Raw genomic sequence first — 11967 nt, forward strand, 5'->3', positions numbered from 1 at the left:
TTTATTTAAGTAAAGATTGGTTCAATCGGCGGATTTACGCAGCATGTTAATTCTACACAGAATTTAGAGCGGGTCATTAGCTCAGTTGGTAGAGCAGTGGACTTTTAATCCATTGGTCGATGGTTCAAGTCCATCATGACCCACCATTCTAAAAAATCTCAACTCTTCCCTTATTTTATTTAAACAGTTTCTTATTTTTATTTATAAACAGCATGCCCAGATAGCTGTTATTTGCCCGTGTATTCTCGTATAATTTGCCGTAATTAATGCACTGTAGATGAAGTGGTCGAGAACATGAGTCTAGCTCAAACTATTATGCCTGAAGGTTATATCTTTCCTCCTAAGCCAGCGCCGTTAACTAAAGACGAGCAAGGCGAATATAAAGCACGTATTAAACAACTACTGCAAGATAAAAATGCAGTGCTGGTAGCCCATTACTACACAGATCCTGAAATTCAGGCACTTGCCGAAGAAACAGGGGGCTGTGTTGCCGACTCATTAGAAATGGCACGTTTTGGTGCTCGCCACGATGCAGACATGATCATCGTTGCAGGCGTACGTTTTATGGGTGAAACCGCTAAAATTTTAACGCCAAACAAAACGGTTGTTATGCCAACGCTAGAAGCAACATGTTCGTTAGATATTGGTTGCCCTATTGATGAGTTTTCAGCGTTTTGCGATCAGCACCCTGATCGTAAAGTTGTAGTGTATGCAAACACCTCTACAGCGGTTAAAGCCCGTGCAGATTGGATTGTAACCTCATCGTGCGCGCTTGAAATTGTAGAGCACCTAGATGAGCAAGGTGAAAAAATTATTTGGGGCCCAGATAAACACCTTGGTAGCTACATTCAAAAAAATACTGGCGCCGATATGATCATGTGGAACGGCGCATGTATCGTACACGATGAATTTAAAACAAAAGCGCTTAAAGATATGAAAGCCTTGCACCCAGACGCGGGTGTATTGGTTCACCCAGAGTCACCTGCAGAAATAGTGGCACTGGCAGATGCGGTTGGCTCAACCAGTCAACTAATAAAAGCTGCGCAAACAATGGATAACGATAAGTTTATTGTAGCGACAGACCGCGGTATTTTTTACAAAATGCAGCAGCTATGCCCTGAAAAAGAGTTTTTTGCAGCCCCAACAGCGGGTGAAGGCGCGTCATGTAAAAGTTGTGCACATTGCCCGTGGATGGCAATGAATGGCTTAAAAGCGATTGAAGAAGCCTTGATAGACCCTCGCGGTAAAGAAGTGTTTGTAGATATGGACTTACGCGAAGGCGCGCTCAAGTCACTTAATCGCATGTTAGACTTTACAGCTAGCATGGCTAAGTAATTAGCCTAATGCATAAAAACGGTTAAACCTTAAGGTTTAGCCGTTTTTTTATGCCTAAAGTAAATTGCTGATTGATTATTAGACACTTAACAGCACAAATTTAAAAAGACCTTGCACCTGTGTAACCTATTTCATACTATAACGCGCTGTTGCTAAGCAACACCGTGGAGGAATGGCTGAGTGGCTGAAGGCGCACGCCTGGAAAGTGTGTTTAGGTTAATCCCTAACGAGGGTTCGAATCCCTCTTCCTCCACCATCATTCAATATCAGGACGTCTCAGGACGTCCTTTTTTGTGCCTGCAACTACGTTAAATCTTGTAGGTTGCAGCTCTATCCTTTCTTAGCTCGTTTTACCAAAGCTGATAGTTTTAATTCGCTTCTATACCAATCGTGTTAGGTTTCTAAACATTTATAGCGATAGATAAATAGAGTGACAACAAGGCATAAATTTCGACATGTAGTTGCTCAACATGAGAAGTTTATAACGCCGTTAACGCTTTATTTAAAACGCTAAATATTTAAGTCGATTGGTATTAGGATTCTACAAAAATGCACTGCTTAGGTATACTAAAAATGCAGTTCTGCTAGTGCTAAAAATAAGCACAAGTGAATGGAGGCGTAGATTGGTCATATACACGATGCATATCAGGGGGCTTAATTAGTATGAATCATAAACACCTCTAAACGTTTTAAAGTAGATATATACAAATAAGGAAATAAAATGGCTTTAACTCAAATGCAGATTATTCAATCACTAGGTGAAGCTATGAGCTGGTTAGAAAGAGAGTTAAGCTGGGATGTTCCCCCAACTGAGCTAAGACACTTGACCGGCCGAATAGGCGAGCTTTATGCTGCACTAATCACGAATGGTCGAATGGCAACAGAGGTTAACCAAGCAGGGTACGATGTTGTATCAAGTAGTGGTGAGCGGATATCGGTAAAAACAACAGCTAAAATGGGGTCAAGCGGCCATATAAGCTTTAACACAAATACGTTAGCGTTGGTTGACCGTATCATTATCCTGAAAATAAATACTGAAGAAATGCAGGTTGAGACTTTATTAGATGCGCCCGTTGAAGAAGCTAAAAAACTAATGAGTGATGCAGTAACGGGAAAAAGCTGTATTACAATGAGTAAGTTAATAAACGCACCAGTTAAGCCACGTATATTATTAAATGTAAAAGAAGCTACATGGAATAACTACAAATTGGTGGAGCTTGAAAACGGCACTATTGAAGTGTTTTTAAATAACGAGCTTGTAGCACCCAGTAAGCCTTACCTGCGTAATATTGCTAAAGAATTAGGGATTTCAATTTTAAATGGCAACGGGAATCCGTTTAATACACGCCAGCTGGGTTCTGTGTTGATTAAAGAGTTATTAAATTAAAGCTACTGTTGTTTATACACCGTAGCTTAAAGGCAAGAAATAAGGCCTCTAATCCACTGAGCTCAAACAAGTTTCATTAACTATGTAATTTATGTATTATGCAGATTCCTCATACAAAAGGATCGTTGATGAAGAATGTACTACTAATAGTTACCGGTGCAAGCCCGCAGGTATTAACCGAAACTCTTTTTGCGCTTTATCAGCAGGGTAAGCCTATGCCTGAAGAGATTTTTGTTATTACAACAAAAAGCACCAAGGCTATGCTCACCGATGGATTATTTAAGCAAGGTCATTTAGCTAAATTAATAGCAGATTATAAGCTTCCCTGTATTAAACTTCCCGATGAAAACATATGCCTAATAGAAGACGATAAAGGCCAACCTATTAATGATGCTAAATCTGAAATAGAACAAACCTACATGGCCGACTTTATTACGCGCAAAGTGTTTGAACTCACCAATAAAAATGATAATAGCATTCATGCCTCTATTGCAGGTGGCCGTAAAACAATGGCATTCTATTTAGGTTATGCCATGTCTTTATTGGGGCGTGAGCAAGATTCACTCAGTCATGTATTTGTAAATAGCGAATTTGAATTTGTTAGAGACTTTTACTACCCAACACCTTATGACCACATTATTGACGGCAAAAATGGCACTCAAGTAAACTGTATTAATGCAAAGGTTACCCTTGCCGAAATTCCCTTTGTACGAATGCGCCAATCTATCGACGAAACCCTCATTGCCAATATGCAAAGTGCATCGTTTAGCCAAACAGTAGCAAGCTTAAACTCAGCGCATAAAAAAGATTTAATCCTAGAGGTAAACGTAAAAGCAAAAACACTCACCTTTGCAGGTATCGAAATTAAACTTACCGCAAAAGAAACCGCCTTCTATTTATGGTTAAACCAATACAGCCAAAATGAAAATAAACAGTTAGTGGTGGGTCGTGATTTTGAAGAGTCTTTGCGATACAGCAAAGAGTACCTCATGCTTTTACAGCAAAATAGCAGTGATTTACGTATATTTCGTGATACGTTTGGCATAGAGCCAGAAGATTTTAGAGAAGGTATACACAGTAATTTAAAAGTAATGGAAAAAACCTTTGTGCAACAAACGCGTAGCCGCATAAATAGTAAAATAAATAAGGTGTTACCAAACGAGCTTGCTAAGAAAATAGCGATTGACTCTAATAACCAAAGCTTTGAAACAAGCTACTGGTTAAGCGCAGTAACACACAATATAAAAATAAATATAACGGCTTATTATTCGCAAGCTTGCAAACGCATTTACATGTTAAAAGCTTTCCAATTAGAACGCTTTGTTGAAGGAGCTGGTGTACCAACACTTAACCGAAACTTAGTTCATGATGAGCTTATCCCACTCCCCCCCTTAGACGAGCAAAAACGCATTGCCGCGATTTTAGATAAAGCCGACGCCATTCGCCGCAAACGCCAACAAGCCATCCAACTCGCCGACGACTTCCTACGCAGCGTATTCCTAGACATGTTCGGCGACCCGATATCTAATCCGAAAGGATGGGAAGTTAAAAAGTTAAAAGAGATATCTAGCAAAATCGCAAGTGGTAACACGCCTAAGGGTGGTAGTAATAACTACGTTGACGAAGGTATTACTTTTATGCGAAGTCAAAACGTCTGGAAAAACAAGCTATTACTGGATGATGTGGTTTATATCGATGAAAAAACCCATGAATCGATGAGTAAGAGTAGTTTGAAGCATAAAGATATATTGATGACTAAGACTGGTCGTATCAATACAGAAAACAGTAGCTTAGGCCGTGCAGCTTTGTATTTAGGAGAAGACGGAAAAGCCAATCTTAATGGGCACGTGTATTTTATCCGCCTTGTTGAAAACATACTCCATGAATTTGTAGTTTTTATTTTAACTACAATGGAGTACCGCGATTATATTCGCAGTGTTTGTGTAGGCGGAATAGATAAACGCCAACTCAATAAAAATCATTTAGAAGAGTTTCCAATAATTTATCCACCGAAAAAAATGCAAGAGCAATTTGTGGAGAAGGTTAATATTGCTAGAAACATATTGGAAAAAGCGAAATCAGGGCTTAAAGAATCAGAACAAATGTTCAATGGATTAAGTCAAAAAGCTTTTTCTGGCGAATTATAAACAAGGAATGTAAATGAAATTGGTGATTACTTATTTAGTCGCGTTGCTTGTAACAATCGCATTAGTATTTTTAGGGTTAGAAGAGTTTGGCCTTCCGGATTCATTAGCGAGCAGTGAATTAGCATTGAGATGTGCCTTGATAGCAGCACTGGGAGGCATTTTGTATTGCCTTCGTTCAGTGTATTTAAATAGGTGTGTCCATGATCGTTGGACCAAATCATGGGAGGTTTGGTACTACTTAAGACCAATTACCAGTTTCATTTGCGGCATTGTCGCATACATCTTTTTAAAAGCTGGGCTTGTTGTACTAGATGCGTCTCAAGATACAGATACGGGTAATTTTGGCTATTATGCATTTGCTTTTTTTGCTGGACTTAATGTTGATAAATTCGTTGCAAAAATTGAAGAGATTGGTAAGTCCTTATTTGGTATAGAAAAAACCAGAAATGCGAAGTTAAGTGAAAATAAAAAGGAAGAGAAGTAATGGATAACTTTTACGAAATTGATTTTTTAAATGTTGAATCAAAAAAAAGTGGCGATGCGATCTGTCTCAGGTATAAAACCAATGGAATTCAACGAATTCATGTTGTTGATGGCGGTTTTCAGGCTACAGGGGATAAAGTAGTTACCCATATTAATCAATACTACAATGCGCCAACTTTTATTGATTCAGTTGTAGTTACTCATCCTGATGGTGATCACGCTGGAGGACTGAGAAAGGTCTTAGAAACGTATAAAGTTGGCGAACTTTGGATGTTAAGACCTTGGCTATATGCAGATGAACTAATCGACAGATTTAAGCGTTTAACTTCAGTAGAAAACCTAAAGAAAAGGCTTAAAGAGTTATATCCAAATTTGGTTGCTTTGGAAGAAATCGCTGATCAAAAAGGCATAGTGATAAAAGAGCCGTTTCAAGGAGCTTGTATTGGCAATTTTACAGTAATGGCCCCATCGAAAACTCGATATTTAGATTTAGTTGTTGAGTCTGAAAAAACGCCTGAACAATACGAAAGAGCTGATGATGTTTTTAGTGAGCTATTTGGCTTATTTAACGAAGCTGCACGCTCATTAAAAGCAGTGCTTTGGGGAGAAGAAAAGTTTTCGTCAGAACCTACATCAGCCGAAAATGAAATGAGTATAGTTCAGTACGCGAACCTTTGTGATGATAAAATATTATTGACAGGAGATGCCGGGCGCGATGCACTAACAGAAGCTGCTGATTATGCCCCTAATGTTGATTTAGTTTTACCAGGTATAGACCAATTTCAAGTACCTCATCATGGTTCAAGGAGGAATGTTTCTACAGAACTGTTAGATCGTTGGCTAGGAGAAAAGCCTTTTTTCCAACCTTCAACAGATGATACTACGTTTACAGCAATAATAAGTGCTTCAAAAGAAGATGTGCATCATCCCAGAAAAGCTGTAGTAAGAGGTATGATTCACAGAAAAGGTAAGGTTATTTCAACAGAAATTGGTTGTATCAGAACGCAAAATAACGCTCCAGCACGTGAAGGGTGGACCACGGTAACGCCTTTAGATTATCCAGAAGAACAAGAAGACTAACTTAATAACCCTGGCGCACTTTAAATGACAAATTAACAAGGATGTTAAATGACTCAACGTGAATTAAATAATAATTTAACCGAAAGTGAAATTTTAAAACAAGCCGCTGACTTAGTTGGAAGGGGTAATGTTAAAGGCGCTATAAAATTATTAGAGCACTGGCAGAAGGAAATGCCATTTTCGCTTAGGGTACTTAATACGCTTACGCCACTTTATTATAAGGTAGGTGATTTTGATTGTGCTGGTAAAATATCGTTTAAAACACTTAGCAAAGAGCCCGAACAAGAAATTAAAAGTAACCTTGGTGATTTGCCTGCATCAGCTGACTTAACCTTTTTGGAAGAACAAGAAACTAACTTAACGGAGGCCGAATATTCGTTTGATGATGAAACGTCAGTAGAGCCTGTTAAAAGAAAGGTATTGAGCTTAAAACTAGATAAAACAAAAAAAACCAAAGATAAAGTAACGATTAAACATAAGTTTAGGCGTGTTTTAAAATCGTTTAAAAGCAAGTTAACTGATCAGGCCCCCGCTAAAAATACAACAGTAAGTGATGTTATAGCAGCAGACCCTATTGAGAAAAATAACAATCTAAGCACATCCTACCAATTAAGTGACCCCAAAGAAGTTGAATTAGCACGGCCTGTATTAAGTTTAAATAAAAATACTGAAAAGCCACCTAAACAAAAAGTTGATGTAAATAACTCTGTACCAGGAAATGTGAAACCAACCGTAAATACTGCTCTTACTAACACACAGCCTTCTATTGAGCACGCACCTGAAGAAAAGCCTAAGCGAGCTGTTTTAACTTTAAAGGGTAAAGACACATCCCAATCTGCAAATACTCAGCAAATACCTAAAATAGTTGTTAAATCAAAAATTAAAAGCCTTGATAATAATGGTACTTCAGCGCTGAATGAAGAAACTAAACGTGAGAGTTTAAGCGCTTTAAAAGAAGAGGCAGGTAAGCCATTACGACCTGATACTAGTGAGCTGCAAAGCAAATTACAACATGCCAAGCAGTCGGCTACTGATGAAGTGAGTAGTCAAAATAAAGTAGTAGAGCAACCTGTTAAAGAACCTGTTTGTACTGAGGCCATGAATACGGTTTTACTTGCGAAAAGCAATGTTAATTTGATTAGTGATGAACCTAGTGAGCTTAAAGGTAACGATTTAATTGAAGATGACCTAGAGATTGAAAGGTTTGGTGATTTAGCTGACTTTGATGAAAGTATTGAAGTAGAGGCTGGTAGTTTTGATACATTTAGTGATGATCTTTATGGACTATGGGATGACTCATTTGATTATGAAGTTGAAGATTTTACTGATAATGGCGCATTGGATAATACGTTTACTCAAGAAGATCGCGCTTTAGCAGAGGCTGCAAAACTAATAACATCTTTTGATTGGGATCGCAGTGCTTTGCCTTTTTTAACCGAAGTACTTTGCATAAAAGGGTGGGTTAATGCAAAAAGGGCATTAGAGCGAGAAGTTGCTGCAGGTGCAACGCTAGATGAGTTAATGCTCGCATTCGAAGTTAAATATTTATGGCTAGATTCTCCTCGATATTGGATTGCCTTTTCTAAAGCTTATGCATCTGGCGAGTCAACGGATGCAATATATCAACACTTTAGCTGGAGACAGGCACTTCGTTTAATTAGGACTTTTACTGATTTGCCAAGCTTTGAAGAAGTATATGATTTATTAGAACAGGAATTTGACTATTGGTACGACCATAAAATCCTTAGATTGTGTTTTCCTGCTTTTATAAAATATTTATTTAATTATCGGTTGAATGAAAGAAATATTACTTCCTCTATTGGTGGCTTTGGTAATGCACTAGATTATGATCATGTTGATGAGCTTTGGGCGAGTCAAACTCATTCTGAAGAGATGCAAAAATTAAATGAGTATGGTGTCGATTTATTAGCTAAAAATGCGCAACCAAGTTATTACACCTCTGATACATACACTCGAGAGTATTTACTCGAGTATTTTAGAAGCTTCTTGCCTGAAGATGAAAAGGATAAAAACTATGAATAAATATAATGGACTAAAGCCCGTAAAGCGTTGTTGGGTTAGGCATGAAAAGCTGGGTGATGGGTTAGTGCAGCAAGTTATGGAAGGTTTAGATGGGGTTACTTTAAAAATCCATTGGCCGGCGCTGGGTCGTCAAACATTAGCATTACTTTCATCAGTTGGTTCAGGTTTTAAGGTTGGTATGGAAGTGCAGCACGTCCCAGTTTCGAATAGTGAAAAATCACTAGGAGAAGGTGTTGTTCTTAAAACACAGGAAATTGCAGGCTTTCATCAAGTATTGGTTAGTTTTTCAAACACAGGCACAACTCGATGGCTACCTTTTGAAAGACTAGCCTGGATAAAAGGGGTTAAGCACCGCTTCTGCACACAAGATTTTGGTGATGAGACCTCACCTGAAAAATTTAGATTAAAAGTATTGGCGCACGCTATTGAAAATTGGAATGAGAATACCGGTTCTTTATCCCGTATGCATATTGATCCTTTACCGCATCAGGTTCATTTAGTGCATCATATTTTAGCATCGGGCCACGCTAACTGGCTCATTGCTGATGACGTAGGCCTAGGTAAAACCATTGAAACAGGCATGCTACTTAAAGCGCTTGAGCAGCGTGGCCAAGCCGATAGAGTTTTACTAATTACACCCGCAGGTTTAACGGCTCAATGGAAAGAAGAGCTGCATCATAAATTTGGCTTAAGTGACTTTAGGATATATGGGGAAAACTTTTTAATAGAAGAAGCCCGTGAATGGGGCATGTATAAACACGTTATTGGCTCAATAGATAAGTTTAAAGATGAGCGACATTTAGATAAATTACTTAGGGCTGATGACTGGGACTTGGTGATATTTGATGAAGCGCATAGGTTAAGTAGAAGGCAATATGGCTTAAAGTTTGATGTGTCGCATCGGTTTCAATTGGCTAATCGTTTACGATCTAAAACAAGGGATATGCTACTGTTAAGCGCAACGCCCCACCAAGGTAAGCCTGATAAATTTCAAAGTTTGTTAATGTTGCTTAACCCAGATAAAAAAGAAGAAATACAAACGCTTTCTTTAAACCCTGAAATACTCTCAGAAATGATGATTAGGAATAACAAGTCGGATGTAACGGATATTGATGGCAATTTCATCTTTAAGGGAAAAACTACCAAAGCGATTAGAGTTCCCCATGATAATACGATGAAAGTGTTTGATGAATCATTACAGTCGTATTTGCATAAAGGTTATTTGACCGCTAATGAAATGGGGCAAACCGGTTATGCGATTGGTTTTGTTATGACAGTTTACAGAAAACTTGCCGCGTCAAGTGCAAAGGCTATTAACAGGGCTCTTAAAAACCGTAAGTTACGGCTAATAGAAGCTGCTAAACCTTATGATGAGCATGATGATTTGCCTGAAGATGAACGCTACTCAGGTGAATTAGAAGAAAGCGAAGTTTTGAGCCTAAAAAGTAAGGAATTTTTTGCGGGAGAGCTTGAACAATTAAATATATTAATTGCAGAGAGTGAGGAGGTACTAAGGTGTGACCCCAAATTAAAGCAGTTTACCGATACTTTAATACCGTCTATTTTAGCGAATAATCGCGAAGAGAAAATTTTAATATTTACCGAATATAGGTCGACACAAGCATATTTAAAACATGCGCTTGAACAAAGCCAGGGTAGCGGCTGTGTTGATTTAATTAATGGTTCGATACCGCACAGCGAGCGCAGAGAAGCAATTGCACGATTTGAGGGTGAGGGTCAGTTTTTAATTTCTACCGAGGCGGGTGGTGAAGGCATTAACTTACAGGATAAATGCCATATTATAATTAATTACGATTTACCTTGGAACCCAATGCGTTTAGTACAGCGAATTGGTCGACTTTACCGCTACGGGCAAAAGCATCGTGTCGTTGTTTTTAACTTGTATTCGCCTGATTCTATGGATGACCAAATAATGGAATTGATGCAGGAAAGAATAGAACAAGTAGTGGGTGACTTATCAACGTTGAGCGGTGAATACAATGAACGCTTAAGCGAAGATATTATGGGGGAGTTTGCCGATTTAGTCGATGTTGAAAGTATTTTAGCGGATGCAGTTGGTGATGGCATAACGCGCACACGTGATCGTATTGAAGAGGCGTTAAATAAAGCAAAGAGTTCAGCATCTAAGCAACGCGAATTATTTGAATTCGCAGCAGGGTATGATCCAAATGAAATGAAAGAAGAGCTAAATATAACCTCTGAGCATGTACAGTCTTTTACGCTAGGTATGTTTAATTATTTGGGTGTTGAAATAGTAGAAAAAACACACAAGGATTCAATTTGGCAGATAAAGCTTCCTGAAGAAATTACTGCAGAGATCGGTGTAAGAAAAACACGCTGGGAAATAACGTTTGATAGAATATTACATGCAAAGCGCAGTAATTGTGAAATGATAGATTTAGATAATTTCATTTTTAAATATTTGTTAAATAAGGCTAAATCGTATGAATTTGGTGGTTTAACTGCAGCCGTAAGAAATATTGAGGGAATTGATGGTGTAGTGCTTTGCTCATACCTGAAGTGGCAAAATAGTGTTGGTTTAAGGCAAAGGCAGGAATTAGTTGCCGCACATTTAAATACTAATAATAATGTAGAGATTAACCCTCAAGCATTTTGTAATTGGCTTAAATCACCAGCGAGTTATTTGACTCCAGACGTGCATGTTGAAACAAATAAAGTATTTTATGCCAAGCTCGAAAAAGCAGCGCTTGGCATTTTAGCTAAAAAATCAAATAGGCTATTACACCCAGAAGGGGTGCAAGACTTAGCTTCTGGTAAGTTTGGTTAAACTTTATGAAATTCCAACTTAGCGCTTCAAACGCACTCAATAAATACCTAAAAGCCGATTTACCTCATTTGTCTCATGAGCCTGGTAAACAAGCGGGGGTTAATACACTCATAAGCGATAATAATAGCTTTAACTGGCAATTGCAGATTATTGATAACAGCTATAAATCCCGTGAAAAAACGATCATTGTTTGTGAAGCGAATAGCCGCTTTACGTTTTTTATACCGGTTGGTTTAAAGCTGTCGCAAGCGGAGTTAACTCAGAGTTTGCAGTACGAATGGCAATTAATAATGGCTGAAACGCTTGAGGTGTATCAGTTAATACCACGCAGCGATATTGCGGTGCTGTTAAGTGAGCTATCTAAAATAGAGTTTATGCCGCACTGGGTTAAAAATACCGATTTAAGTATAAGCGGGCATATTAGCGATGCCGCACTTTGGGTTACTCAAACACTACAAGAAGAGGGGCTTTATGATTTACCTAAAGACCTTGCCATTGAGTTAGCTATTTATTTAAACACCCAACCTAAACGTATTACTAATAAGACAGCTGGCCGCAAAGAGAAGTTTATACCCATAGAGCTGATCTGACTCCATAAAAGTAGACACCTATTTAGGAGTCAGTTCTCATGAAAGTAAAAGCGTTTCGTAAACATACAGAGGAATTTAAAAGAAAAGTGGTGC

8 protein-coding genes and 2 tRNA genes are annotated in these 11967 nt (G+C 38.4%); all 10 read left to right on the forward strand.

The window, feature by feature from the left end; translation table 11 throughout:
• The first annotated feature begins 70 nt into the window (after positions 1-70).
• Positions 71-146, forward strand: a tRNA-Lys gene (locus CWB60_RS19005).
• 148 nt (positions 147-294) lie between these two features.
• On the forward strand, positions 295-1335 hold the full coding sequence (gene nadA, locus CWB60_RS19010) for a quinolinate synthase NadA (RefSeq protein ID WP_004589501.1): 1041 nt from the start codon (positions 295-297) through the stop codon (positions 1333-1335).
• Positions 1336-1501: 166 nt separating this feature from the next.
• A tRNA-Ser gene (locus CWB60_RS19015) sits at positions 1502-1591 on the forward strand.
• Between the two features lie 465 nt (positions 1592-2056).
• Complete coding sequence (locus CWB60_RS19020; protein ID WP_138580039.1) at positions 2057-2722, forward strand: DUF6998 domain-containing protein; 666 nt, start codon at positions 2057-2059, stop codon at positions 2720-2722.
• A 128-nt stretch (positions 2723-2850) separates the two neighbouring features.
• Positions 2851-4869 carry a CRISPR-associated ring nuclease Csm6 gene (gene csm6 / locus CWB60_RS19025; RefSeq protein WP_138580040.1) on the forward strand — a complete coding sequence of 673 codons (2019 nt, stop codon included), beginning with the start codon at positions 2851-2853 and terminating at the stop codon, positions 4867-4869.
• A gap of 13 nt (positions 4870-4882) precedes the next feature.
• Positions 4883-5353: a hypothetical protein gene (locus tag CWB60_RS19030; RefSeq protein ID WP_138580041.1), complete on the forward strand. Its 471-nt coding sequence runs from the start codon at positions 4883-4885 to the stop codon at positions 5351-5353.
• Positions 5353-6432, forward strand: coding sequence for a ComEC/Rec2 family competence protein (locus CWB60_RS19035; RefSeq protein WP_138580042.1), 1080 nt, complete (start codon positions 5353-5355; stop codon positions 6430-6432). Before CWB60_RS19030 ends, CWB60_RS19035 begins: the two co-directional genes overlap by 1 nt.
• Positions 6433-6480: 48 nt before the next feature.
• Positions 6481-8475, forward strand: coding sequence for a hypothetical protein (locus CWB60_RS19040; protein ID WP_138580043.1), 1995 nt, complete (start codon positions 6481-6483; stop codon positions 8473-8475).
• Positions 8468-11284 (forward strand): helicase-related protein, encoded by a 2817-nt coding sequence (locus CWB60_RS19045; RefSeq protein WP_138580044.1) that lies wholly within the window; start codon positions 8468-8470, stop codon positions 11282-11284. The genes CWB60_RS19040 and CWB60_RS19045 overlap by 8 nt, the downstream gene beginning before the upstream one ends.
• 5 nt (positions 11285-11289) lie before the next feature.
• Entirely contained in the window at positions 11290-11874 is a 585-nt protein-coding gene (locus tag CWB60_RS19050; protein WP_249318442.1) for an amino acid adenylation, read from the forward strand.
• Positions 11875-11967: the final 93 nt, after the last annotated feature.

This window comes from Pseudoalteromonas sp. S327 (assembly GCF_005886415.1).
Taxonomy (GTDB): domain Bacteria; phylum Pseudomonadota; class Gammaproteobacteria; order Enterobacterales; family Alteromonadaceae; genus Pseudoalteromonas; species Pseudoalteromonas atlantica.

Coding starts and splice junctions, on each gene's coding strand:
- CWB60_RS19045 (WP_138580044.1), top strand. CDS start 8,468: ATGAATAAATATAATGGACTAAAGCCCGTAAAGCGTTGTTGGGTTAGG.
- CWB60_RS19030 (WP_138580041.1), top strand. CDS start 4,883: ATGAAATTGGTGATTACTTATTTAGTCGCGTTGCTTGTAACAATCGCA.
- CWB60_RS19040 (WP_138580043.1), top strand. CDS start 6,481: ATGACTCAACGTGAATTAAATAATAATTTAACCGAAAGTGAAATTTTA.
- CWB60_RS19020 (WP_138580039.1), top strand. CDS start 2,057: ATGGCTTTAACTCAAATGCAGATTATTCAATCACTAGGTGAAGCTATG.
- CWB60_RS19035 (WP_138580042.1), top strand. CDS start 5,353: ATGGATAACTTTTACGAAATTGATTTTTTAAATGTTGAATCAAAAAAA.
- nadA (WP_004589501.1), top strand. CDS start 295: ATGAGTCTAGCTCAAACTATTATGCCTGAAGGTTATATCTTTCCTCCT.
- csm6 (WP_138580040.1), top strand. CDS start 2,851: ATGAAGAATGTACTACTAATAGTTACCGGTGCAAGCCCGCAGGTATTA.
- CWB60_RS19050 (WP_249318442.1), top strand. CDS start 11,290: ATGAAATTCCAACTTAGCGCTTCAAACGCACTCAATAAATACCTAAAA.